The following is a 24,847-nucleotide window of genomic DNA, read 5'->3' as shown; positions in this document are numbered from 1 at the left end:
TCCCGTTGCCGGAACTGTGGCTTCCAGCGCAGCGGGGCCGAGCGGACAGTGCTGGACTCGCCAGGTGCCGCCGTACCCGCTGATCACCCTGATCGCCCTGACCGTCGTGGTCGCCGCCGTCGCGCTCATCGGCCGCGGCCGGCCGGCCCTCTCCCGCCGAAGCCCGCGGCGCCCGGACCCTGCGGCCGGGCTCCGCGTGCTGGCCGGCCTGACCGGCGCGGCGGCCGTCTGCCTGTACGCCTGGGGCGCGCTCGCCGTGGCCGGCGCCGTCCTGGAGGCGGAGGACGGGGGCACGTCCTCCGCGCCGCTCGGCCCCTGCCTCCGGCCGGACCGCCAGGAGGACGCCGGCCACGTCATCGGCTACTCGGTCGACTACGTGCCGCTGCGCTTCGTCTGCGAGACCGCCGACGGCCGGGACGACTTCACGAGCGACGACGTGCCCGGCTACGTCAACCCCGGCGTGGCCGTGCTCGCGCTGGCCGCCGCCGGGAGCGCGGTCGCGGCCGGCTACGCGGGAGAGCTCCGCGCACGGGCCGAGGCCCGACGGGGCGAACGCACTTCCTCGGGCACCGTCTAAGGTGCGGTCCATGAACGAACGCGCGGTGCTGCACGTGAAGGGACGGGTCCTCACCGGACCGCGGGAGGACCAGGTCCGCGACGAGCTGTGGGTGGTCGACGGACGGATCTCCTACGACCGTCCCACCGACGCCCGCGACGTCCGCACCGTCGAGGGCTGGGCCCTGCCCGGCCTCGTCGACGCGCACTGCCACGTCGGCCTGGACCGGCACGGCGCGGTCCCCGAGGACGTCGCCGAGAAGCAGGCGCTGACGGACCGGGACGCGGGCACGCTGCTGATCCGCGACGCGGGCTCGCCCTCCGACACCCGCTGGATCGACGACCGCGACGACCTACCGAAGATCATCCGGGCGGGCCGGCACATCGCCCGCACGCGCCGCTACATCCGCAACTACGCCTGGGAGATCGAGCCGGAGGAACTCGTCGCGTACGTCGCCCAGGAGGCCAGGCGCGGCGACGGCTGGGTCAAGCTGGTCGGCGACTGGATAGACCGCGAGCTCGGCGACCTGTCCGCCTGCTGGCCCCGCGAGGCGGTCGAGGCGGCCATCGCGGAGGCCCACCGCCTGGGCGCCCGCGTCACCGCCCACTGCTTCGCGGAGGACTCCCTCCAGGACCTCGTCGAGGCGGGCATCGACTGCATCGAGCACGCCACGGGTCTGACGGAGGACCTCATCCCGCTCTTCGCCGAGCGCGGTGTCGCCATCGTCCCGACCCTGGTCAACATCGCCACGTTCCCGCAGCTCGCCGCGGGCGGCGACGCCAGGTTCCCCCGCTGGGCGGACCATATGCGCCGGCTCCACGCCCGCCGCTACGACACCGTCCGCAACGCCTACGACGCCGGCATCCCCGTGTACGTCGGCACCGACGCGGGCGGCTCACTCGCCCACGGCCTGGCGGCGGCCGAGGCCGCGGAACTGGTCACCGCGGGCATCCCGCCCCTGGAGGCGGTCTCCGCCACGACATGGGCGGCCCGCGCATGGCTCGGACGCCCCGGACTGGACGAGGGCGCACCGGCGGACCTCGTGGTGTACGACGAGGACCCGCGCACGGACGTCCGCGTACTGGCCGCACCGCGGCGGGTGGTGCTCAACGGCCGGGTGGTCGGATAGGCGGGTCGAGCCCGCGCGGGGTCTGGGACCGGACTGGCGGGTCGAGCCCGCGCGGCGTCTGGGACCGGACTGGCGGGCAGGAACCCGCGTGGCCTCCGGGACAGGACTGGCGGGCGGGGACCCAGGACTGGCGGGCAGGGACCCCGCGTGGCCTCCGGGATCGGATGGGCGGGCAGGAACCTGCGTGACCTCCGGGGACAGGACTGGCGGGCAGGGACCCCGCGCGCGTCCGGGATCGGATGGGCGGGCGAGAACTTGTGCGGCGCCAGATCGGATGGGCGGGCAAGAGGCCGCGTGGTCCGGCATCGGGCAGGCGGACAGGAACCTGCGCGACCTCGGGATCGGGCAGGCGGGCACGAACCCGCGTGGCCTCCCGGACCGTCCAGCCGGGCATGAACCCGCGTGGCCTCCCGGACCGTCCAGCCGGGCATGAACCCGCGCGGCCTCCCGGACCGTACAGGCGGGCGGGAGCCGCGCGCCGTCCGGGAGGCTCCGTGGTGCGGGGCGGAGACCCCGGACCACGGGGCTTCTCTCAGCCGACCGGGTCGGGCCCGTGGGTCGGCGGGCGGCCCACCGCGTCCCCCAGCGCCCGCAGAAACCCGTCCACCGTGGCCCGGTCCCGCACGGCCAGCCGCAGCCACTCCTCGCCCAGACCGGGAAACGTGTCCCCGCGCCGCACGGCGAAGCCCGCCTCCCTCAGCCGCCGCCGTACGTCCGCCGCCCCCGGCAGCCGCACCAGGACGAACGGCCCCTCCGCCGGCTGCACCACCCGCAGTCCGGCCGCGGCGAACCGGGACAGCCCCGCCACCAGATGGGCCCGGTCCGCCGCGACGCGGTGCGCGGCATGCGCCGCCTCCGCCAGCGCCCGCGGCCCGACGCACGCCCGGGCCGCCGCCAGCGCGGGCGTCGACACCGGCCACAACGGCTGCGCCCGCTCCAGCTCCGCGACGATCTCCGGCTCGGCCAGCACGTACCCGACGCGCAGCCCGGCCAGCCCCCATGTCTTGGTCAGACTCCGCAGCACCACCAGCCCGGGCACGTCCGTCCGCCCGGCCAGCGCCTCCCGCTCACCCGGCACGGCGTCCATGAACGCCTCGTCCACCACCAGCACCCGCCCGGGGCGCGCCAGCGCCGCCACGGAAGCCGCCGGGTGCAGCACCGACGTCGGGTTCGTCGGGTTGCCGACCACCACCAGGTCCGCGCTCTCCGGGACGGCAGCCGGGTCCAGCCGGAAGCCGTCCTCCTCCCGCAGCAGCACCCGGTCGACGGTGTGCCCGGCGTCCCGCAGCGCCGCCTCCGGCTCGGTGAACTGCGGATGCACCACCACCGGCCGCCGCACCTTCAGGGCCCGGGCCAGCAGCACGAACGCCTCCGCGGCCCCCGCCGTCAACAGCACCCGCTCCACGGGGAGCCCGTGCCGCTGCGCCACCGCGGCCCGCGCGGCCCGCCCGTCCGGATAGGCGGCCAGGCCCTCCAGCGACCCGGCGATCACCTCGCGCAGCCACCCCGGAGGCGTGTCCGCGCGCACGTTCACCGCGAGGTCGACGAGCGCGGCCCCGTCGTCCCGGACCTCCGCGTCCCCGTGATGCCGCAGGTCCGGCCCGGACGGCGACTCAGTGCGCATGGGAGTGCGCGCCGTGGTGGTGATGCCCGTGGCCGTGTCCGTGGTGGTGCCCGTCGTCGTCCGGGTGGAAGTGCGGCTGCTGGGGCATCCCCACCTTGTCCTCGAACCCGGGCAGCGCGATCCGGTACACGCATGAGTCGCAGTTCATCCGCAGATCGCCCTTCAGGGCCTCCTCGTACCGCTCCATCACCAGGTCCAGCAGCTCCGGCTCCGGCCCGATGACGTCCGCCGACCGCACGTCGGCCTCCGGGTGGGCCGCCGCCCAGCCCTCGGTCTGCTGCCGCACGCGGTCCGGCAGCACGCCGGTGAACAGGAAGTACGGGAGGACGACGATCCGCCGAGCCCCCAGCCTCAGGCACCTGTCCAGCCCGCTCGGGACGTCGGGCGCCGCCAGCGACACGAACGCCGTCTCCACGCCCGCGTAGCCGCGCCCCTCCCACAGCAGCCGGGCCGCCTTGAACACCTCGGCGTTGGCGTCCGGGTCGGTCGACCCGCGCCCCACCAGCAGCACGGTCACGTCGGCCCGGTCCCCGGGCGCGCGCCCGGCGCCGGGGGAGGAGCCCAGGGCCTCCTCCACGCGCCGCTCCAGCACGCTCAGCAGCGCCGGATGCGGACCGAGCGGTCGGCCGTAGGTGTAGGAGATGCCGGGGTGGCGTTCCTTCTCACGGGCCAGCGCCGCCGGGATGTCTCCCTTGGCGTGACCGGCGGACACCAGCATCAGCGGCACGGCCGCGAACCGCCGTACGCCCTGCTCCACCAGTTCGGTGACGGCCTCGCCGAGCGGCGGCGGGGACAGCTCGATGAAGCCGCCGGCGACGGGCAGTCCCGGGTTGCGGCGCCCGAGCTCCCGCACGAAGTCGCGGAACGCCTCGGCTCCGGCGTCGTCCCGGGTGCCGTGTCCGGCGATGAGCAGGGCGGGCGGGGTGGTCACAGTGTCTCCTCGGCAGAAATCGGGTGGTACAGCAGGGCGTTCAGCGCGGCGGCCGCGACCGCCGAACCGCCCTTCTCGGACACGTTGCTCACGGCGGGCAGCCCGCTCTCGCGCAACGCGGCCTTCGACTCGGCCGCGCCGACGAAACCGACGGGCAGCCCGATCACGAGCGCGGGCGAGGCGTCCAGGGTCAGCAGCTCCTCCAGAGCGGTCGGCGCGCAGCCGATCACCCACAGCGCCCCCGGGCCCACCTCCTCGTGGGCCAGCCGCATCGCGTGCGCCGAACGCGTCAGACCGGGCCCGGCCACCGCGTCCTTGAGACGGCAGACGGTCTCCCGCCGGGTGATCCCGGCGGCCACCATCTCCACGTCCACCACGACCGGCGCCCCCGCGTGCAGCGCGACGTGCGCCTTCGCCAGGTCGCCCTCGTCCATGACGAGGTCGCCGGCGTACTCGAGGTCGGCGGAGGAGTGGACGACCCGCTCCACCACCGCCCGGGTCAGCGGCGGGAAGTGCGAGGTGTCCAGACGGCCGCGCAGCCGCCGGAAGGACTCCTGCTCGATGGGATGCACCACGCGGTTCATCGCGCCTCCTCCTGCGGATCCTGCTGCCAGCGGTAGCCCCGCGGCGTCACCATGCGGCCGGCGATCGTGCGGGTCGCCGTGTTGCCCACCGTCACGACCGTCATCATGTCGACCGTCACCGGGTCCAGGTCCGCCAGGGTCGTGACCCGGCTGGACTCGTCGGCCCGCGACGCGTTCCGTACGACACCGACCGGCGTCGTCGGCTCCCGGTGCCCGGCGAGGATCGCGAGGGCCTTCGGCAGCTGCCAGTCGCGGCCCCGGCTGCGCGGGTTGTAGAACGTCACGACGAGGTCCGCCTCGGCCGCGGCCCGCACCCGCCGCTCGATGACCTCCCACGGCGTGTGCAGGTCGGACAGGGAGACCGAGACGTGGTCGTGGCCCAGCGGCGCCCCCAGGATCGCCCCGGCCGCGAGCGCCGCCGTGACCCCGGGCACGCCGACCACGTCGATGTCGTCCGACGCCTCGGCGAGCGCGGGGGAGGCCATGGCGTACACGCCCGCGTCCCCGCTGCCGATCAGCGCGACGGCCTGTCCGCGCCGGGCCTCCTCGACCGCCGTCCGGGCCCGCTCCTCCTCGGCGCCGAGCCCCGACTCCAGGACGCGGGTGCCGGGCCGCAGCAGGTCGCGGATCTGGTCGACGTACTGGTCGAGCCCGACCAGCACCGAGGCGCGCCGCAGCTCCGCCTTCGCCCGCGGTGTCAGCAGGTCCCGGGCGCCCGGGCCGAGCCCGACCACCGCGAGCCGTCCACGACCGGGCCGCCGTACGACGGCGCAGGTCGCCATGGCCGACTTGCGCTTGGGCACCAGGAGGTCGCCGCCCCGCAGCAGGGCCGCGGCCTCGGCGACGGAGGGCGTACCGACGGCGGCGAGCGGCGCGTCCGACGGGTTGGGGACCTCGACGGAGGCCAACTCCTCCGCGGCGTACGTCACCAGGGGAACACCCAGCCGCTCGGCCGCCGCCAGGATCCCGGGTTCCTCGGCCTTGGCGTCCACGGTGGCGAGCTCCGCCACCGAGGCGGCGGACAGCCCGGCCTCGCGCAGGACGCCCTCGACCAGCCCCAGCACCTCCTCGGCGGGGGCGTTGCGGGAGGCGCCCACGCCCACGACCAGGGACGGCGGCCGCAGCACCACCTGCCCGTCGGCGGAGTCGACCAGACGGTCCGTCAGACGGATCACATAGGGGCCCTCGGCGTCCTCGGCGACCGGGAGCGGCGGCAGCGGCCAGCTCACCTCGGCGCGCAGCGCCACCGGAGCCCCGTCCAGCAGGGCCCGCGAGACGCCGGCGACGTCCCCCTCCACCGGGAGACCGAGCGTGTCCAGACCGGACAGCCCGACCGCGTCCGTCGCCGTCGTCACGACGGGCTCGGCCCCCAGCACCTCCCCGACCTTCCGGGCGAGTTCGTTGGCGCCGCCGGCGTGCCCGCCCACCAGGGACACGGCGAACCGCCCGCCCTCGTCGACGCACACCACGCCCGGGTCGGACCTCTTGTCCTCCAGCAGCGGGGCCACCAGCCGCACCACGGCCCCCGTGGCCAGGAAGCACACGAGCTGCTCGCACTCCGCGAACGCGGCACGCACCGCGTCCCCGACGGGACCGTCGTACACGCGCGTACGGTCCGGCCACGCCGCGGCCAGCCGGTCCCGCGCCGCCGCTCCCGCCGCGGTGGCGGAAATCAGGCCGATCACTGGGCAACTCCTTCACTAAGGGCCTGGGACCTGACGCCCCACAGCAGAAACACCGGGTTGGTCGCGGCGAGCCGGGTCACGTCCCCCGGCAGCGGCGCCAGCCGCGACGACTGCAACAGCACCCCGTCGCAGTCGAACCCCGCACGGGTCAGCGCCTCGCGCACGGCCGGAACCCGGTCCAGCGCGGCCATCGCGACGACCACCGTCCGACGGGCGCGCCGCGCGCACGCCGTGACGATGCCGGGCAGCTCACGGCCCCCGCCGCCGACGAAGACGGCGTCGGGATCGTCGAGGCCGGCGAGCGCCGCGGGAGCCGCCCCGTGCACCACGCGGACGTCGACGCGGTGCGCGGCGGCGTTGGCACGGATCCGCTCCACGCCGTCCGCGGTCTTCTCCACGGCGGTGACGGCGGCACCCAGCCGCGCGCACTCGACGGCCACCGAACCGGAGCCGGCGCCGACGTCCCACACCAGGTCGCCGGGGCGCGGCCCGAGCCGGGCCAGTGCCAGCGCCCGGACCTCGAACTTGGTGATCATCGAGTCCCGGTGGGCGAACCCGGACTCCTCCAGCGCCCACCCGGCGGGCCGCGCGGGCGCTCCCGCGACGGTCCGGGCCGGGCCCAGCGCCCGCGCCTCGTCCAGGCACAGCACGACGCTCACCGCCGTGCCCCAGTCGCGGGCGGCGGCCTCGTCGGGCATGACCCGCTCCACCCGCTCGTCCGGGGAGCCGAGCGCGGAGGCGACGACGAGGACCCGGTCGTACGACCGCAGCGCGGCGCCCAGTTCGGCGGGCCCGGCCCCTGGCCCGGTCAGCACCGCCACCTTCGGGTGGGCGCGGCACAGGTTGACGGCCGTGCGCGGGTCCCGCCCGTGCGCGCTGGTCACCACGGCGTCGTCCCAGGGCAGCCCGATCCGCGCGAAGGCGGCGGCGACGGAGGAGACCCCGGGCCGCACGTCCAGCCGCTCGGGCCCCAGCCGCTCGGCCAGCGCCCGCACGATCCCGAAGAACCCGGGGTCCCCGGAGGCGAGCACGACCACGGGCCGGTCCTTGCGGGCGTACTCCTCGATGGTGTCCAGGGCGGGCGCCAGCGGCCCGAGGACGATCCGCTCGGCCGTCTCCGGCAGCCGTACGGCGTCCAGATGCCGCCGCCCGCCCACGACGAGCTCCGCCGCCGCGAGCACCCGCTCGTCGAGCGGCACCCCCGCGCCCGTGCCCGTGCCGCTGCCGGTACCCGTACCGACGACGGTGATCATGTGTTCGCCCCCCGCGAGCGCAGCGCCCTGCGGGCCTCCGGGTCGGCCTTGCGGTAGCCGTGGAAGTGACCCGGGTGGTACAGGTGCGAGCGGGTGCCGTGCGCGTCGAGCGCGGGCCCGACCAGGAAGAGGGTGTGCTTCCAGAGCTTGTGCTCCTTGACCGTCTCCTCCAGCGTGGCGATCGTGCACCTGACGACCAGCTCCTCAGGCCAGGTCGCCTGGTAGGCCACGACGACCGGTGTGCTGGTGGGGTAGCCGCCCTCCAGCAGCTCCCGCACCAGCTGCCCGCTGCGGGCGGCCGACAGGAAGATCGCCATGGTCGTGCCGTGCTTGGCGAACTCGCGGACCTCCTCCCCGGGCGGCATCGGCGTCTTGCCGCCACCCAGCCGGGTCAGCACGACGGACTGGGCGACCTCGGGAATGGTCAGCTCGCGCTGCGCGAGCGCGGCGACGGCGGAGAAGGAGGAGACGCCCGGCACGATCTCCGTGCCGATGCCGATGTCGCGGCAGCGGTCCACCTGCTCCTGGGTGCCGCCCCACAGGGCCGGGTCGCCGGAGTGGATCCGGGCGACCTTCAGGCCCTCCCGGCGGGCCCGCTCGTACACGGCGACGACGTCCTCCAGCGACATCGTCGCCGAGTCCAGGATCTCCGCGTCCTCGCGCGCGTGCCGCAGGACCTCCTCCTGGACCAGGCTCGCGGCCCAGATCACCACGTCGGCCTCGGCGATGGCGCGCGCGGCGCGGAACGTCAGCAGGTCGGCGGCGCCGGGGCCGGCACCGACGAAGGTCACCTTGCCGGTGGGGGCATCGGCCATGGGAATCGGTCCTCTCCTACAAGTGGGAAGTCAGTGCGTGACGGGCTGTCGCACGTGCGCGACCGGTGCCCGGTCCGATGGCGGGCCCGCCCCGGGCCGCGCCGCTGGTGGTGGCCGTCCTGTCCGACCGGCCCGGCCACAGCGGCCCGGTATCCGGCAGATCACCGACGAGGAGCGGCGCGGGGAGGCGCGCACGGCGGTCCCCGTCGCGCTGGGCGCCTTCCTGGTGACGCCGGCCGGCGGCTGGACGGCACGGCGCGTGACCGACCGCCGTCGTCCGGTGCTGGGCCAGGGGGGTGCCCCCCTGCGCGAGCGGAGTCGAGAGCCTGGGGAGGGCGGGCCGACGCGGGGCGTGGCCGGTCCGGGCCTGCTGCCGGAGGCGCCGGCGGCGACCGGCACGGAGATCCGAGGTGTCCCGGCCGCGCTGCTGCTGTTCGTCACCGGTTTCCTGCCGGCCCCTCTGGCGGGACGTCTGCCGGCCCACCTCCCCCGAGCAGGGGGGACCGCCAGGGCCGCGCACCGCGCCGGGGCCGCCGGCGGCGGCCCCGGCGCGGTGCGGGACTGACGGCCGCCCCGGCGCACCCCGCCCTCTCCGCGCTGCTGCTGTCCCCCTCCGCGGCAGCGGTGTTGCTCCGGCCGGTGGTGGGCGTGGCCGAACGACACGGACGGGGTCACAGTTTGCCGCCCCGCCCGCCGTCGCGCCGCGCCGGCGCGATCAGCGTCGACAGGTACGGCAGGGGAGCGCCGTCGAGGTCGGCGGCCGGCCGGATGGACTCCTCCTCCAGCCCGAGCGCCGAGCCCCACACGGCGTCGTCGAGCCGCCCGGTCTGCCGCAGCGCCTCGGCGACCTCCTGGGCCTGCCGCCCGAACTTGTAGGCGACGACGGTCCCGGGGCCGGCCAGCGCGTCCTTGAGCACGGCCGAACCCGCGGTGACGGGCACGAGCGTGAGCGGCTCGGTCCCCTCGGTGAGGACGGCCCCGGACCGTGCCGCCAGGTCCTGCATGGCGGTGATGCCCGGCACGGTCTCCACGACGGTTCCCGGTACCAGTTCGGCGACGGTCTGCGCGAGATAGGTGAACGTCGAGTACACGTTGGGGTCGCCGATGGTCGCGAAGGCGACACGGCCGTGGGCCCGCAGCAGCTCGGCGACCCGCTCACCGGCTGCGTCCCAGGCGGCCTCGCGGCGCGCCCGGTCGGTCCGCTCGTTCAGCGCGAAGACCACCCGGACGACCTTCTCCCCGGGCACGTAGTGCAGCACGGTCGCCTCGGCGCGCCCGCGCTCCCCGGTGTCCATCACGGGGACGACGACGACATCGGCGGACCGCAGGGCGTTGACGCCCTTGACGGTCACCAGCTCCGGATCACCGGGCCCGACCCCGACTCCGACCAGCCTGCTGCTCATGACGTCCGGCACCTCTCCACGAACCGACGGGCGACACCGGGCTCGGACGCCCAGTGCGTGTGCAGATAACTCGCGTGCACACCGCGCTGTACGAAACCTTCGACCCGTCGCTCGGGCGCACGCACACCCCAGGCGGGCGCCGTGCCGGCCCCCGGTTCCACGACGGTCCGGTGGAACTCGTGCCCCCGCATCCGCGTCCCGGCGGCCGCCAGCACACCGTCGCTCACGGCCACGGCGTCCCGGTAGCCGAGGGTGAGGCGCTCGGTCATCCGCGCGGTGGCGTCGAGCACCCCGCACATCGGCTGCCCGTCGAGCTCCCGGCACAGATACAGCAGCCCGGCGCACTCGGCGGCGACGGGAGCACCGCTGAGCGCCAGGTCGGCGACGGCCTTGCGCAGCGGCTCGTTGGCGGACAGCTCGGCGGCGTACACCTCCGGGAAACCGCCCCCGATCACCAGCCCGCGCGTCCCGTCCGGCAGCCGCTCGTCCCGCAGCGGATCGAAGGGGACGACGTCGGCGCCGGCGGCGGTGAGCAGCTCGGTGTGCTCGGCGTAGGAGAAGGTGAAGGCGGATCCACCGGCCACGGCGACGACCTCACGCGGGCCCGTGGCGGCGGCCGGTGGTTCCCAGGCCGCGCACGACAACGCCCCCGCGCTGCGCGCCAGCGCCACCAGCCCGTCCAGGTCGCACCCCTCGGAGACCTGCGCGGCCATCGCCGCCACCGCCTCCACGGCCTCGGCCCGCCGCTCGGCGACCGGCACCAGCCCCAGATGCCGGGACGGCGTGTCCACCTGCCGGACGCGCCGCAGCACGCCCAGCACCGGAACCCCCGCCGCGTCCAGCGCCTGGCGCAGCAACTCCTCGTGCCGGTCCGACCCGACCTTGTTGAGGATCACGCCCCCGACCCGCACCTCCGGGTCCCAGGACGCGAACCCGTGCACCAGCGCCGCCACCGACCGCGACTGCGACGAGGCGTCCACCACCAGCACGACCGGCGCCCGCAGCAGCTTCGCCACGTGGGCGGTGGACGCCAGTTCACCCTCCCCGGCGGCCCCGTCGTACAGGCCCATCACGCCCTCGACCACCGCGATGTCGCATCCGCGCGCCCCGCGCGCGAACAGCGGACCGATCAGCTCGGGCCCGCACAGGTACGCGTCGAGGTTCCGCCCCACGCGCCCGGTGGCGAGCGCGTGATACCCGGGGTCGATGTAGTCGGGGCCGACCTTGTGCGGGGACACGGACAGCCCGCGCCCGGCCAACGCGGCCATCAAACCCGTGGCGACGGTGGTCTTGCCGCTGCCCGAGGAGGGCGCGGCGATGACCAGCCGGGGCACGGACGTCACCACTCGATGCCCCTCTGCCCCTTCTGCCCGACGTCCATGGGGTGCTTGACCTTGGACATGTCGGTCACGAGGTCGGCGAAGCCGACGAGCTTCTCCGGCGCGTTGCGCCCGGTGATCACCACGTGCTGGGTGCCCGGCCGGTCGCGCAGTACGTCCACGACCTCGTCGGTGTCGATCCACCCCCAGTGCATCGGGTACGCGAACTCGTCGAGCACGTACAGCCGGTACGTCTCGTTCGCCAGGTCCCGCTTGACCTGCTCCCAGCCCTCCCGGGCCTTCTCCTCGTTGTCCATCTGCGCATCGCGCTGCACCCAGGACCAGCCCTCGCCCATCTTGTGCCAGGCGACGGTCCCGCCCTCGCCGGAGTCGCCGAGCACCTTCAGCGCCCGCTCCTCGCCGACCTTCCACTTGGCCGACTTCACGAACTGGAACACCCCGATCGGCCAGCCCTGGTTCCAGGCCCGCAGCGCGAGTCCGAAGGCGGCGGTGGACTTGCCCTTGCCGACGCCGGTGTGCACGACGACGAGCGGCCGGTTGCGCCGCTGACGCGTCGTCAGTCCGTCGTCCGGTACGACACTCGGCTGTCCCTTCGGCATTACGCCGCCCTCCTCGAAGTCCCCTGCACGTCCCTCACCAGTCCGGCGATCGAGTCGGCCCGCAGCTCGTCCAACGTCACGGCAGTACCGCCCAGTTCACCCGCGAGCTGCCCGGCGAGCCCCAGCCGTACCGGCCCCGACTCGCAGTCCACGACCACCGACGCCACGCCCTCGGCCGCGAACAGCCGCGCCGCTCGGGCGGCCTGCGCGACGGGCTCCGGGCCACCGGTGGCCCGCCCGTCGGTGACGACCACGACCAGAGCCCGCCGCGCCGGGTCCCGCAGCCGCTCCACCCGCAGCACGTCGTGCGCCCTCAGCAGCCCGGCGGCCAGCGGCGTCCGCCCGCCCGTCGGCAGCGCCTCCAGCCGGGCCGCCGCCGCGTCCACCGACGAGGTCGGCGGCAGTGCGACGTCCGCGCCCGCACCGCGGAACGTCACCAGCCCCACCTTGTCGCGCCGTTGGTAGGCATCCAGCAGCAGCGACAGCACGGCCCCCTTCACGGCGCTCATCCGCTGCCGGGCCGCCATCGACCCGGAGGCGTCCACAACGAACAGCACGAGGTTCCCCTCGCGCCCCTCACGGGTGGCCTGCCGCAGGTCGTCCCGGCGCACCACCAGGCCCGGCCCGGACCGGCCGCGTGCCCGCTGGTGCGGAGCGGCGGCGCGCACCGTCGCCGCCAGGTGCAGCTTCGTCAGCGTGCCCCGCACCCGCCGGGCCCCGGTGGTCCGCCCCTGCTCGGTGCGCGCCCGCGACCGCCGCCCGGCGGCGCCCTCGCCGACGCCGGGCACGCTCAGCACCTTGGCGCGGAAGGGCTCGGCGGCGCGTGCGGGCGTCTGCTCCGAGGAGTCCGCGGAACCGGACGCCTGCGGCTCACCGCCCTCACCGGCCTCGGGCCGCGCGCCCGTGTCACCGCCGCCCTGCGGGTCCTGCGAAGGCGACGGCCCGCCGCCCCCACCGGGCCCGTCCGGCCCCGGGTCCGGATCGTCGTCGTCACAGTCCGAGAACTCCTGGAGCGTCTCGTCGAGCTTGTCCTCGTCCAGCCCCGGCGCGTCGAAGGGGTTGCGCCGCCTGCGGTGCGGCAGCGCGAGCAGCGCGGCCTGCCGCACGTCCTCGGCGAGCACGTCGGTCCTTCCCGCCCAGGCGGCCAGCGCGGTGGCGGTCCGCGCCATCACGATGTCGGCGCGCATGCCGTCCACCTCGAACGCCGCACAGGTCGCCGCGATTTGCCGCAGCGCTCCGTCGCCCAGCCGCACCGACGGCAGCAGCTCCCGCGCCGCCGCGATCCGCCCCCTCACGGCGGCCTCCTCCTGCGCCCAGCGCGCCGCGAAACCGGCCGGGTCGGCGTCGTAGGCCAGCCGCCGCCTGACGACCTCCACCCGCTGGTCCGGTTCCCGCGAGGCCGCGACCTCCACGGTGAGCCCGAACCGGTCGAGCAGCTGCGGCCGCAGCTCGCCCTCCTCGGGGTTCATGGTGCCGACGAGCAGGAAACGCGCGGCGTGCCGCACCGACACGCCCTCGCGCTCGACGTACGAGGCGCCCATCGCCGCCGCGTCCAGCAGCAGGTCGACCAGATGGTCGTGCAGGAGGTTGACCTCGTCGACGTACAGGATCCCGCGGTGCGCGTCGGCGAGCAGGCCCGGCTCGAAGGCCTTCACGCCCTCGGCGAGCGCCCGCTCGATGTCCAGCGCGCCGACCAGCCGGTCCTCGGAGGCGCCGACCGGCAACTCCACCATCCGGGCGGGGCGTTCGACGCCCGGGCCCGGCTCGTGCGGCCCGTCGGGGCAGCCCGGGTCCGGTGCGGCTGGGTCACAGGAGAAACGGCAGCCGGGCACCACGGCCACCTGCGGCAGCAGCGCCGACAGGGCGCGCACGGCCGTCGACTTGGCGGTGCCCTTCTCGCCGCGCACCAGCACGCCGCCGACCGCCGGGGACACGGCGTTCAGCAGCAGCGCGAGCCGCAGATCGTCCTGGCCGACGACGGCCGTGAACGGAAACGGGGTGGTCACTTCTCGTCACCCTCCAAGTCGCCTTCGAGCTCCAGGTAGGTGGCGCGCAGCCGCTCCAGCGTGTCCGCGTCCGGCTCGGCCCACAGTCCGCGGTCCGCGGCCTCCAGCAGCCGCTCGGTGATGCCGCGCAGCGCCCAGGGGTTGGACTTCTTCATGAAGTCCCGGTTCTCCGGGTCGAAGACGTACTCCGCGCTGAGTTTCTCGTACATCCAGTCGTCGACGACACCGGCCGTGGCGTCGTACCCGAACAGGTAGTCCACGGTCGCCGCCATCTCGAACGCGCCCTTGTAGCCGTGCCGCCGCATCGCCGCCATCCAGCGCGGGTTGACCACGCGGGCACGGAACACGCGGTGCGTCTCCTCGCCCAGCGTGCGCGTCTTCACCTGGTCGGGGGTCGCCGAGTCGCCCACGTATGCCTCGGGGTTCGCGCCTGTCAGGTGGCGCACCATGGCGACCATGCCGCCGTGGTACTGGAAGTAGTCGTCGGCGTCGACCAGGTCGTGCTCGCGGGTGTCGACGTTCTTCGCGGCGACGGCGATCCGCCGGAACGCGGTCTCCATGTCCCCGCGCGCCGCCCGCCCGTCCAGACCGCGCCCGTAGGCGTAGCCGCCCCAGACGGCGTACACCTCGGCCAGGTCGGCGTCCGAGCGCCAGTTGCGGGCGTCGATCAGCGGCAGCAGACCGGCGCCGTACGCGCCCGGCTTGGACCCGAAGACGCGGGCCGTGGCGCGCCGCCGGTCGCCGTGCTGCGCGGTGTCCTCGTCGGCGTGGGCCTTGACGTAGTTGGACTCGGCGGGCTCGTCCAGCTCGGCGACGGCCCGTACGGCGTCGTCGATCAGCCCCACCACGTGCGGGAAGGCGTCCCGGAAGAAGCCGGAGATGCGCACGGTGACGTCGATGCGGGGCCGGCCCAGCTCCGCCAGGGGGAGCACCTCGAAGCCGGTGACCCGGCGCGAGGCGTCGTCCCAGACGGGACGGCAGCCCAGCAGCGCCAGGATCTCGGCGATGTCGTCGCCCTGGGTGCGCATGGCGGAGGTGCCCCACACCGTCAGGCCGACGGACTTCGGGTACTCCCCGGTGTCCTGAAGGTAACGGGCCACCAGCGAGTCCGCCAGCGACTGCCCGACCTCCCAGCTCAGCCGGGACGGGATGGCCTTGGGGTCGACGGAGTAGAAGTTGCGCCCCGTCGGCAGGACGTTGACCAGACCGCGCGTCGGCGAACCCGACGGGCCCGCCGGGACGTATCCGCCGTCGAGGGCCCTGAGGATGTGCCCGATCTCGTCGGTGGTGCGGGCCAGGCGCGGCACGACCTCGGTGCAGGCGAACTCCAGGACGGCGACGGCCTCGGGGAGTTCGGTGCCGAGCACCTCACGGACGAGCGCCGGGCATTCGGCAGCCGCCCAGCCGCGGGACTCCATCCCCTCCGCGAGGCGCCGGCACAGCTGCTCCAGCAGATCGACGGCGTCGGCCGCCGTACGGGACGGTCCCGCGACCAGGTCCGTCAGCTCCACCGGTACCTTCACCGGCGCGCCGGGCTCGGCCAGCAACTCCTTCTCCACCAGACCGAAATGCTCGGCGAGACACGCCCTGAGCCCCGGCAGCGCGTTGGCCCGCCCGCCCCACACCTGGGAGGCGCGCAGCACGGCCAGCACCAGGTTGACGCGCGGCTCGCCGACCGGGCCGCCGCCCAGGATGTGCAGGCCGTCGCGGATCTGCACATCCTTGATCTCGCACAGATAGCCGTCGATGTGCATGACGAACTCGTCGAACTCGTCGTCGTCCGGCTGCTCGTCCACGTGCAGGTCGTGGTGGAGCTCGGCCGCCTTGACGAGGGTCCAGATCTGCGCGCGGACCGCCGGGGCCTTGCCCGGGTCGAGGTCGGAGACGAGCGCGTACTCGTCGAGCAGCTGCTCCAGCTTGGCCAGGTCGCCGTAGGTGTCGGCGCGGGCCATCGGCGGCACCAGGTGGTCGACGACGGTGGCGTGGCCGCGGCGCTTGGCCTGCGTCCCCTCACCGGGGTCGTTGACGATGAACGGGTAGACCAGCGGAAGGTCGCCCAGCACCGCGTCCGGGGCGCAGCCGGCGCTCAGGCCCAGACCCTTGCCCGGCAGCCACTCCATCGTGCCGTGCTTGCCCATGTGCACGATCGCGTCGGCGCCGAAGCCGCCCTGCGACGTCGCGGCCTCCAGCCACCGGTAGGCCGCCATGTAGTGGTGCGAGGGCGGCATGTCGGGGTCGTGGTAGATCGCGATGGGGTTCTCGCCGAAGCCGCGCGGCGGCTGGATCATCACGACGACGTTGCCGAACCGCAGGGAGGCGAGCACGATGTCGTCCCCGTCGACGTAGAGGGAGCCCGGCGGCTCGCCCCACGCCTGCACCATGGCCGCCCGCAGCTCCGGGTCGAGCTCGCCGAACCACGCCTGGTAGTCCGCCAGCGGCACCCGCGCGGGCGCGGCGGCCAGTTGCTCCTCCGTCAGCCACTCGACGTCGTGCCCGCCGGCCTCGATGAGGCGGTGGATCAGCTCGTCGCCGTTGTCCGGGTAGCCCTCGACGACGTATCCGGCGTCCCGCAGTGCGTCCAGGACCCGCACGGCCGAGGCGGGCGTGTCGAGCCCCACCGCGTTGCCGACCCGGGAGTGCTTCGTCGGATACGCGGTGAAGACGAGCGCGAGCCTCTTCTCCGCGTTCGGCTTGTGCCTGAGCCGCGCGTGCCGTACGGCGATCCCCGCGACACGCCCGGCCCGCTCGGGGTCGGCGACGTACACGGGCACGTCGTCCGGGCCCTGCTCCTTGAAGGAGAACGGGACGGTGACCAGCCGCCCGTCGAACTCCGGGATCGCGACCTGCATCGCCGCGTCCATGGGGGACAGCGCGGCGTCCGACTCCTCCCAGGCCGCACGGGAGGACGTCAGGCACAGCCCCTGCAGCACGGGCACGTTCAGCTCGGCGAGCCGGCCGATGTCCCAGGACTCCTCGTCGCCGCCCGCCGACGCCTGCGAGGCGTGCGTGCCGCCGGCCGCGAGCACGGTCGCGATCAGGGCGTCGGCCCGGCCCAGGAGCTCGTACAGCCCGGCGTCGGCGCCGCGCAGCGAACCGCAAAAAACGGGCAGGGCGTTGGCGCCCTGGGCCTCGATCGCGTCGCACAGGGTGTCCACGAAGGCGGTGTTCCCGCTCAGTTCGTGGGCGCGGTAGAAGAGCACGCCGACGGTCGGGCGGCCGTCCACGCACGCACGCTCGCCGTGCACCCCGTAGGCGGGCATCCGCTGCGGCGCGGCGAAGCCCTCACCGGTCAGCAGCACGGTGTCGGACAGGAACCGCGCGAGTTCGGTGAGGTTGGCGGGACCGCCCTCCACGAGGTACTTCAGCGCCTCGGCCACCACACCGGCCGGCACGGACGACTCGGCCATCAGCTCCGCGTCCGGCACGGCCTCACCGCCGAGCAGCACGGTCGGGATACCGGAGGCCCTCAGCGCGGCCAGCCCGTCCTCCCAGGCCCGCTTGCCGCCCAGCAGCCGTACGACGGCGACGTCCGCGCCCTGGATCAGCCCGGGGAGCTCCTCGGCGACGTCCACCCGGGTCGGGTTGCCGATCCGGTAGGGGGCGCCGGAGGCCCGGGCCGCCAGCAGGTCCGTGTCGGCGGTCGACAACAACAACACAGTGCTCATGCGGGCGCTCCCGGTGGAATGAAGGGCAGTCCTTGCGGCGCGCCCGACTCGATGAGCCGCCAGAGCGCGTCCGTGTCCGCGTGCTGTTCGATCAGGTCGCCGAGCCGGTCGAGCTGCTCCTCGCGCAGCGCGGCGAACGAGGTGTCCGGCGCCGGCACGAAGCGGCGGCCCGCGGCGGCCGCCACCTCGCGCAGGAAAGCGCGCCGGAACGCGTCCGACTCCAGTGAGCCGTGCCAGTGCGTGCCCCAGGTCTGGCCGACCCGGCAGCCGTCCAGGAAGGGTTCCCCACCCAGCACGTCGGCGACACCGTGATGGATCTCGTACCCCTCGACGGGCTGTCCGAGGGCTTCGCCGGACGGACGCGTGAGGGTCTTCTCCCGCGCGAACCGCACCCGCACGGGCAGCACCCCGAGGCCGTCCACGTGGCCCCGGCGGCTCTCCACGTCGTCCTCGATGTGCTCGCCGAGGATCTGGAAGCCGCCGCAGATGCCGAGGACCGGCCGTCCCTCGGCGGCCCTGCGCACCAGGGCGTCCGCCAGCCCGCGCGCCCGCAGCCACTCCAGCGCCCGCACGGTGCCGCGGGTGCCGGGGACCACGACCAGGTCGGCGTCCGCCAGCTCCTCCGGGCGGTCCACGAACCGCACCACCACGCCCGGTTCGGCGGCGAGCGCGTCCACGTCCGTGAAGTTGGACATGAGCGGGACGGCGCACACGGCGACCCGCAGCACGTCTTCACCGACGGGCGGCGCGACTGCGGACTCCCGTACGGCGCCGCGCAGCGACACCCGCAGCCCGTCCTCCTCGTCGATGCCGAGCCCGTGCCGGAAGGGCAGCACACCGTACGTCCGCCGCCCGGTGAGCCCGTGGAGCATCTCCAGCCCGGGCTCCAGCAGCGACACATCACCGCGGAACTTGTTGACGAGGAACCCCGCGACGCACTCCTGGTCCTCGTGGGAGAGCAGCGCGACGGTGCCGAAGAAGGACGCGAAGACCCCGCCCCGGTCGATGTCACCGACGACGAGCACGGGCAGCCGCGCGTTGCGCGCGATCCCCATGTTGACGATGTCCGTCCGCCGCAGATTGATCTCGGCGGGCGAACCGGCCCCCTCACAGATCACCGCGTCATACGTGCCCCGCAACTGGGCGAGACAGTCCAGCACGGTCCCGAGCAGCGCCTGCTGCCGCCCCCCGTGATAGCCCCGCGCGCTCAACTCGCCCACCGGCTTGCCCAGCAGCACGACCTGGCTGCTCTGCTCGCCGCCCGGCTTGAGCAGCACGGGATTCATCAGCGCGGTCGGCTCGACACGGCAGGCCTGCGCCTGCATGGCCTGCGCCCGCCCGATCTCGGCGCCCTCACGCGTCACGAACGAGTTGAGGGACATGTTCTGCGCCTTGAAGGGCGCGACCTTGACCCCCTGCCGCACCAGCCAGCGGCAGATCCCCGCGGTGACGACGCTCTTGCCGGCGTCGGAGGTGGTGCCCGCGACGAGAAGACCACCGGTCATGACGTACTCCCCTTCCCCCTGCGGGCCTTTGCCGCAGCCTTGGCCGCCTTCGGCGCCTTGGTCGCCGATGTGGCGAGGAGCCGGGCGGCGGCACCCGCGCCGAGCGCGAGCCAGCCGACGCGCCGGGAGAGCCGTACGGCCCGCTCGATGTCGGCCACGGTCACGGCCCGTCCGTCCGCGTTGAGCACGGGCCGGTGCTCGACCCGCCCGCCGTACGACAGCGTCCCGCCGAGCCGCACCCCGAGCGCGCCCGCGAAGGACGCCTCCACGGGCCCTGCGTTGGGGCTGGGATGCCTGCCCGCGTCGGCCCGCCAGGCCCGCACCGCGCCCCGTGGGTCCGGCCCGGTGACGGTGGCGAGGACGGCGGTCAGGCGTGCTCCCGGCCACCCCGCGAGGTCGTCGAGCCGCGCGGAGGCCCACCCGTAGCGGCGGTACCGGGGCGACTTGTGCCCGACCATGGCGTCCAGTGTGTTGACGGCCCGGAAGCCGAGCAGGCCGGGCACTCCCGCGACAGCCCCCCACACCAGCGCGCCCACGACCGCGTCGGAGGTGTTCTCGGCGACGGACTCGACCACGGCCCGGGCGATCCCGTCGGCGTCCAGGGCCTGCGGGTCCCGCCCGCACAGATGCGGCAGCCGGGCCCGGGCGGCCTCGACGTCACCGGCCTCCAGGGCCCGCCCGATGGTGCGGGCCTCCCGCGCGAGCGACGTCCCGCCGACGACCGACCAGGTGGCGGCGGCGGTCAGGGCGACGGAGACGGCGGGGGAGCGGCGTACGGCCCGTTGCGCCAACCCGCCGAGGGCGACGGCCCCGCCGACGCAGACGGCGGTGTGCAGCGCGCCCCACCCGCGGTGGTCCCGCCACAACGCCCGTTCCACGGCAGCCGCGGCCCGCCCGAACGCGGCGACCGGATGCCCGCGGCGCGGATCGCCGAGGAGCAGGTCACCGAGGAGACCGGCGGCGGCGCCGTACGCGAAGACGCGATCGGCACCCATGGGCTCAGCCGACCGAGGGGCCGGGCAGAGAAGGGGTACGGGACCTCAAACGGCAGCCGAGCATCGCGACATGTCCTCACTCAGGGTGTCCACGCCCTGGTTCGACGAGACCGGCGGTGAGAGTTCCTGGCTCCCGGGGCTCCTCGCCCCGGTGACAGTGGCGGGACCGCGCCGGACTTTCACCGGCTTCCTCTCCTGCCGCCGTACTGGCTCCGGAAGTCCACCACGGCCCACGAACAGCCGTCAACTTGCCGTTGACCTGCGGCTAAGGAGTGTGCTCAGGCCCACACGCGGGCGGTCGGGGATATCACGGCGAGCGCCGCGCACGACAGCGGGGTGCGGGACGGCGATCCGTCCCGCACCCCGCTGTACCGCTGCTGCCGGTCAGGCCACGATCAGGTAGATCCCGTACGCCACGGCCGCCGCGCACGCCGCGAAGCACGCGTACGCCCCGGTGACCGCGAGCGTCGCGGAACCACCCTGCGCGGACGCCCGCTCCCGGCGGGACAGTCCTGTGATGCCGAGGGTGAACAGGCCCACCAGCGCCACGGTGACCACGAGGCTGACACCGAAGACGGAGCCGAGGGCCGCCCAGTCGATCTTCATGCTGCTACTTCCTTACGTACCCGGGTGCGCGGGCTCAGACGGTGGTCGTGGCCGGCGGGGACGCCGGATCGGCGGTGGTGGAGGCCGTGGCGGCCGGGATGGTGGCCGTGAGGTCCTCGGTCACCGTGCCCGCCGGAGGCGGCGTCACGGCGGCGATCGCCGCGGTCACCACGCCGGCCGGCTCCTCCTCGACGTCGTTGACGTTGGTGTGGTCGACGACCTCACGCCGGGAGATCTTCCAGATGGCGGCGCTGGAGGCGACCAGGAAGACGGCCACCAGGGCGGTGCCCCAGTCGCCGAAGCCGGTGACGTACTCGGCGAGCGCGCCGACCAGGGCGGCGGCCGGCAGGGTCAGGCCCCAGGCGACGAACATCCGGGTGGCCGTCGACCAGCGGACGACGCCGCCCTTGCGGCCCAGGCCCGCGCCCATCACCGAGCCGGAGACGGAGTGCGTGGTGGAGAGGGAGAAACCGAGGTGGGAGGAGGCCAGGATGACCGTCGCGGCGCTGGTCTGGGCGGCGAAGCCCTGCTGCGGCTGGAGGTCGGTCAGGCCCTTGCCCATCGTGCGGATGATGCGCCAGCCGCCGAGGTAGGTGCCGAGGGCGATGGCGATGCCCGCGGAGAGGATGACCCACATGGGCGGGTCGGAGTCGGGGGCGACGGTGCCGCCGGCGACCAGGGCCAGGGTGATGACGCCCATCGTCTTCTGCGCGTCGTTGGTGCCGTGGGCCAGGGAGACCAGGCCCGCGGAGGCGATCTGGCCGGCGCGGTAACCCTTCTCGGACGCCTTGCCGTCGGCCTTCTTGCCGAGCGTGTACGTCAGGCGGGTCGCGAACATCGCGGCGAGGCCCGCCACCAGCGGGGCGGCGACCGCCGGGATCAGCACCTTGGTGACCAGGACGTCACCGTGGACCGCTCCGACGCCCGCCGAGGCGATGGTGGCGCCGATCAGACCGCCCATCAGGGCGTGCGAGGAGCTGGAGGGGAGCCCGACCAGCCACGTCAGCAGGTTCCAGAGGATCGCGCCGACCAGTGCGGCGAAGATGACCTCGGGACGGATGCCGGCCTCGTCGACGAGACCCTTGGAGATCGTGTTGGCGACTTCCACGGACAGGAAAGCGCCGACCAGGTTGAGGACGGCGGACATGGCGACGGCGACCTTGGGCCTCATGGCGCCCGTGGAAATGGTCGTGGCCATCGCGTTCGCGGTGTCGTGGAAACCGTTCGTGAAATCGAACGCGAGTGCGGTTACCACCACAATCGCGAGGATCAGCGAGAAGCTTTCCATTTACCCAGGCAATCGTTCGAGGTCATTGGCTGGACGAACGTAGGTAACCAGGGTGAACGGAAGATGAACTGGGGTGGACTTCGGAGTGTCTGTAAGAGGGGGCCGCCGCTCCGCCCGGAACCGCGGCCCTGGCGCCGCACCGGTTACGCCCCCCGGGCGAACTTCTTCAGTCGATCGAGGGACCCGTTGAAGAGATTTTTGTCACCCGGAAGGGTGCCGCCGTTGCCGTACTGCCACAGGGTCCAGGTCGACCAGCCGGCTGGCAGCGCCCCGGGCCGACGCGTCATGGCGGGCGAGCCGAAGGGCGTGGTGGGAGCCGAAGGCGCGGCTGCCGCCGTGCACAGGTTCCGCGAGTGGGTGGTCGTGCAGATGACCGGCCGTCGGCCGGTGAGCCGCCTGACCTCGTCGCTGAACGACTTGATCCAGTCGAGCATTCGCGCCTTGCTCAGGCCGTGGCACTCGTGCCTCTTGTCGTACGGGTCGTACTCGATGTCGAGCGCGGGCGGCAGCGTCCAGCCGTCCGCGGTCCAGCCGCCGCCGTTGTGTACGAAGGGGGCCGGTCGCCTTGACGCAGACGAACCTGGCGCCCGTCGCCCGGGCGTGCTTCCCGTCGACGTTCATCGCAGGCCCGGCTTCCGGCCTGAAGTGCCCCGACCCGGCGGCGCGTCGACGCCCTGCCTGGCAGGATCGCCGCATGGCTGAGCAGCGGTGGGACCAGCGGGACGCGGGGGACGTCCGGGACGGCGCACGGGCCGCGGAGGAACCGCGGCGCAGGAGTGCGCGCGCCGAGGAGGCGCGGGCCTGGGCGGACCTCGTCGCGACGGCCCGCCGGACCGTCTCCGAGCAGCTCGTCGTCGGCACCTCCGGCAACGTCTCCGTACGCGTCGGCGAGACGGTGCTGGTCACGCCCTCGGGCGTGCCGTACGACCGGCTCACGCCGGACGACGTCACCGGCGTCGACCTCGACGGCCGGCAGGTGCTGGGCAGCCTCGTCCCGACCAGCGAGCTCCCCATGCACCTCGCCGTCTACCGCACCACGGGCGCCCACGCCGTCGTCCACACCCACGCCGTGCACGCGACGGCCGTCTCGACGCTGGTGCAGGAGCTCCCGCTGATCCACTACATGGCCGCAGCGCTCGGCGGACCGGTGCGGGTCGCCCCGTACGCGACGTACGGCAGCGACGAGTTGGCCGAGAACATGCTGCGCGCCCTCGACGGCCGCTCCGGCTGCCTCCTGCAGAACCACGGCACCATCACCCACGGCGCCACCCTCGACCAGGCCTACGACCGCACCGCACAGCTGGAGTGGATGTGCCGCCTGTGGCTGACCGCGTCGTCGCTGCCGGGCCGGACGCCGAGCCTGCTGTCGGAGGAGCAGCTGGCGGAGGTGGCGGAGAAGCTGCGCGGGTACGGGCAGCGGGGCTGACGCCGGGGGTGCGCCCCCGCTCCCGACCGAGCCCTCCGCCCACTGGCCGGGCGCGGACAGCACCAGGACACTGGACGGGTGCGCACTGTCAAAGCGACGGCTGCCGCCGTCACCGCCGTGACCGTCGCCGGCGCCGCAGCGGTGGCCGCCGGCCGACTCGCCAGCGACGCCGCCCTCAAGGCGCCTCCGGGTAGGCCCCTGCCCACCGAGCCCCGGCTCACCGTGCACGGCACCGCGGCGGGCCGGGTCAGCCTCACCCGCGATCTGGCCGCCCTGCGGCCCGGCCGGTACGGCCTCGCCGGCGACGGCTCCCACGCGGTCGTCGGCCCCGTCCTGAACGCCGCCCCGCACAGCGCCGACACCGTCGTACGCCGCCTGGAACGCGTCACGCACGGCACCCTGGAGCCCGGTGACCGGGTCTGGTTCACCTCGAACGTGCACGTCGGCGACCCGGGCACGGCCCTCGGCCTCGACCACGCCGACGTCGACATCCCCGGCGAACTCGGCTCCCTCCCCGCCTGGTTCGTCCCCGGCGCCCGGGACACCTGGGTGATCGCGGTGCACGGCCTGGGCGCCACCCGGGAACTCGCCCTGAACGTCATGGACTTCCTGCACCGCCACCGCTTCCCGGTGCTCGCCCTCGCCTACCGCGGCGACCTCGGCGCGCCCCGCTCGCCGGACGGGCTGGGGCACCTCGGCGAGACCGAGTGGCGCGACCTCGACGCGGCGATCCGCTACGCCGTGCGGAACGGCGCCCGGCAGATCGTCCTGCACGGCTGGTCCACCGGAGCGACCATGGCCCTGCGCGCCGCCGAGCACGCGGGACTGCGCGAGCGCGTCTCCGGACTCCTGCTGGACTCCCCGGTCCTCAGCTGGGAGACGACCCTGCGCGCCCTCGCCGCGGCCCGCCGTACCCCCGGCGCGCTGCTGCCGCTGGCCGTACGTGCCGCGCAGGGACGCACGGGCCTGTACGGCGACCGCCGCGCCGGCCTCGGCCGCCTCGACCGGCTCCGGGTCCCCGCCCTGGTCTTCCACGGCCCCGGAGACGAGGTGGCGCCCTGGCAGCTCTCCCGACGACTCGCCGAGGCCCGCCCCGACCTGGTCGCCCTCCACAGGGTCGACCACGCACCCCACGGCGCCATGTGGAACGCCGACCCGCAGCGGTACGAAGAGGCGATGCGGCGGTTCCTGACGCCGTTGATGTGAGGGCGGTCGATGGGACGGCGTGGACGGGACGCCGTTGCTGGGACGGCGTTGACCGGCACGTCGATGTGGCGGCGTTGACCGGACACGTCGATGTGACCGCGTTGACGGACGCGTCGATGTGACGGTCCTCCGCGGTGGGTGACCGCGGCGCCGTTCCTGCCCGTCACCCGGTCGCGGGGATTCCGTTTAGCGTCGTACCACTGGCCTGATCTCGGCCCGGCGCCGCCCTCG

The 24,847-nt window shown here is 74.6% G+C and carries 20 protein-coding genes, 1 pseudogene and 1 riboswitch; of the genes and pseudogenes, 5 read left to right on the top strand and 16 right to left on the bottom strand.

All coding sequences use genetic code 11. From position 1 onward, the window contains the following. Window positions 1-64: 64 nt before the first annotated feature. Window positions 65-577 carry a hypothetical protein gene (locus tag ACFPZJ_RS23270; protein ID WP_381024882.1) on the top strand — a complete coding sequence of 171 codons (513 nt, stop codon included), beginning with the start codon at window positions 65-67 and terminating at the stop codon, window positions 575-577. A 10-nt stretch (window positions 578-587) separates the two neighbouring features. Next, window positions 588-1,685 (top strand): amidohydrolase family protein, encoded by a 1,098-nt coding sequence (locus ACFPZJ_RS23265; protein WP_381024879.1) that lies wholly within the window; start codon window positions 588-590, stop codon window positions 1,683-1,685. A 532-nt stretch (window positions 1,686-2,217) separates the two neighbouring features. Here the strand turns inward: ACFPZJ_RS23265 and cobC are convergent. The 6 genes from cobC to cobM are packed head-to-tail and all read right to left on the bottom strand — an operon-like array spanning window position 2,218 to window position 8,577. Continuing rightward, a complete protein-coding gene (cobC, locus tag ACFPZJ_RS23260; protein ID WP_381024876.1) occupies window positions 2,218-3,309 on the bottom strand; it encodes an Rv2231c family pyridoxal phosphate-dependent protein CobC in 1,092 nt (363 codons plus the stop codon). After that, window positions 3,299-4,240, bottom strand: a complete 942-nt coding sequence (locus ACFPZJ_RS23255) for a sirohydrochlorin chelatase (protein WP_381024874.1) — start codon at window positions 4,238-4,240, stop codon at window positions 3,299-3,301. Before ACFPZJ_RS23255 ends, cobC begins: the two co-directional genes overlap by 11 nt. Further along, complete coding sequence (locus ACFPZJ_RS23250) at window positions 4,237-4,824, bottom strand: precorrin-8X methylmutase (protein WP_381024871.1); 588 nt, start codon at window positions 4,822-4,824, stop codon at window positions 4,237-4,239. The genes ACFPZJ_RS23255 and ACFPZJ_RS23250 overlap by 4 nt, the downstream gene beginning before the upstream one ends. Continuing rightward, window positions 4,821-6,509 carry a precorrin-3B C(17)-methyltransferase gene (cobJ, locus tag ACFPZJ_RS23245; protein WP_381024868.1) on the bottom strand — a complete coding sequence of 563 codons (1,689 nt, stop codon included), beginning with the start codon at window positions 6,507-6,509 and terminating at the stop codon, window positions 4,821-4,823. The genes ACFPZJ_RS23250 and cobJ overlap by 4 nt, the downstream gene beginning before the upstream one ends. After that, a complete protein-coding gene (gene cbiE, locus ACFPZJ_RS23240; RefSeq protein ID WP_381024865.1) occupies window positions 6,506-7,762 on the bottom strand; it encodes a precorrin-6y C5,15-methyltransferase (decarboxylating) subunit CbiE in 1,257 nt (418 codons plus the stop codon). The genes cobJ and cbiE overlap by 4 nt, the downstream gene beginning before the upstream one ends. Next, entirely contained in the window at window positions 7,759-8,577 is an 819-nt protein-coding gene (gene cobM / locus ACFPZJ_RS23235) for a precorrin-4 C(11)-methyltransferase (protein ID WP_381024863.1), read from the bottom strand. The genes cbiE and cobM overlap by 4 nt, the downstream gene beginning before the upstream one ends. 160 nt (window positions 8,578-8,737) lie before the next feature. Here cobM and ACFPZJ_RS23230 point away from each other — a divergent pair. Continuing rightward, window positions 8,738-9,079: pseudogene (locus ACFPZJ_RS23230) on the top strand (hypothetical protein); the annotation flags it as partial. A 169-nt stretch (window positions 9,080-9,248) separates the two neighbouring features. On the opposite strand, the gene cobI reads toward ACFPZJ_RS23230, so the two are convergent. The 10 genes from cobI to ACFPZJ_RS23180 all read right to left on the bottom strand — a co-directional run bounded on the left by cobI (window position 9,249) and on the right by ACFPZJ_RS23180 (window position 22,493). Beyond that, window positions 9,249-9,980, bottom strand: coding sequence for a precorrin-2 C(20)-methyltransferase (gene cobI, locus ACFPZJ_RS23225; protein WP_381024861.1), 732 nt, complete (start codon window positions 9,978-9,980; stop codon window positions 9,249-9,251). Continuing rightward, the gene (locus ACFPZJ_RS23220) at window positions 9,977-11,326 is read right to left on the bottom strand and encodes a cobyrinate a,c-diamide synthase (protein WP_381024858.1); all 1,350 of its coding nucleotides are present in this window, start codon (window positions 11,324-11,326) and stop codon (window positions 9,977-9,979) included. Before ACFPZJ_RS23220 ends, cobI begins: the two co-directional genes overlap by 4 nt. Further along, on the bottom strand, window positions 11,320-11,919 hold the full coding sequence (gene cobO / locus ACFPZJ_RS23215; protein WP_381024855.1) for a cob(I)yrinic acid a,c-diamide adenosyltransferase: 600 nt from the start codon (window positions 11,917-11,919) through the stop codon (window positions 11,320-11,322). Before cobO ends, ACFPZJ_RS23220 begins: the two co-directional genes overlap by 7 nt. Further along, entirely contained in the window at window positions 11,919-13,925 is a 2,007-nt protein-coding gene (locus ACFPZJ_RS23210) for a putative cobaltochelatase (protein WP_381024853.1), read from the bottom strand. Before ACFPZJ_RS23210 ends, cobO begins: the two co-directional genes overlap by 1 nt. Further along, window positions 13,922-17,590: a cobaltochelatase subunit CobN gene (gene cobN, locus ACFPZJ_RS23205; RefSeq protein ID WP_381024851.1), complete on the bottom strand. Its 3,669-nt coding sequence runs from the start codon at window positions 17,588-17,590 to the stop codon at window positions 13,922-13,924. Before cobN ends, ACFPZJ_RS23210 begins: the two co-directional genes overlap by 4 nt. Next, window positions 17,587-19,095 carry a cobyric acid synthase gene (locus tag ACFPZJ_RS23200; RefSeq protein WP_381024849.1) on the bottom strand — a complete coding sequence of 503 codons (1,509 nt, stop codon included), beginning with the start codon at window positions 19,093-19,095 and terminating at the stop codon, window positions 17,587-17,589. Before ACFPZJ_RS23200 ends, cobN begins: the two co-directional genes overlap by 4 nt. After that, window positions 19,092-20,090: a cobalamin biosynthesis protein gene (locus ACFPZJ_RS23195; protein ID WP_381024846.1), complete on the bottom strand. Its 999-nt coding sequence runs from the start codon at window positions 20,088-20,090 to the stop codon at window positions 19,092-19,094. The genes ACFPZJ_RS23200 and ACFPZJ_RS23195 overlap by 4 nt, the downstream gene beginning before the upstream one ends. 101 nt (window positions 20,091-20,191) lie before the next feature. Then, window positions 20,192-20,330: riboswitch (cobalamin riboswitch) on the bottom strand. 144 nt (window positions 20,331-20,474) lie between these two features. Then, on the bottom strand, window positions 20,475-20,696 hold the full coding sequence (locus ACFPZJ_RS23190; RefSeq protein WP_381024844.1) for a hypothetical protein: 222 nt from the start codon (window positions 20,694-20,696) through the stop codon (window positions 20,475-20,477). 34 nt (window positions 20,697-20,730) lie between these two features. Further along, a complete protein-coding gene (locus ACFPZJ_RS23185) occupies window positions 20,731-21,984 on the bottom strand; it encodes an inorganic phosphate transporter (protein WP_381024841.1) in 1,254 nt (417 codons plus the stop codon). Between the two features lie 143 nt (window positions 21,985-22,127). Further along, window positions 22,128-22,493 (bottom strand): GH25 family lysozyme, encoded by a 366-nt coding sequence (locus ACFPZJ_RS23180; protein WP_381025748.1) that lies wholly within the window; start codon window positions 22,491-22,493, stop codon window positions 22,128-22,130. A gap of 185 nt (window positions 22,494-22,678) precedes the next feature. Between ACFPZJ_RS23180 and ACFPZJ_RS23175 the strand changes: the two genes are divergently transcribed. After that, a complete protein-coding gene (locus tag ACFPZJ_RS23175; RefSeq protein WP_381024839.1) occupies window positions 22,679-23,410 on the top strand; it encodes a class II aldolase/adducin family protein in 732 nt (243 codons plus the stop codon). Between the two features lie 78 nt (window positions 23,411-23,488). Then, entirely contained in the window at window positions 23,489-24,616 is a 1,128-nt protein-coding gene (locus ACFPZJ_RS23170) for an alpha/beta hydrolase (protein WP_381024836.1), read from the top strand. Window positions 24,617-24,847: the final 231 nt, after the last annotated feature.

Origin of the sequence: Streptomyces bullii (assembly GCF_042657145.1) — a bacterium.
Taxonomy (GTDB): domain Bacteria; phylum Actinomycetota; class Actinomycetes; order Streptomycetales; family Streptomycetaceae; genus Streptomyces; species Streptomyces bullii.
Note: the sequence above shows the minus strand (reverse complement) of the source record. Positions and strands in the feature narration are given on the sequence as shown.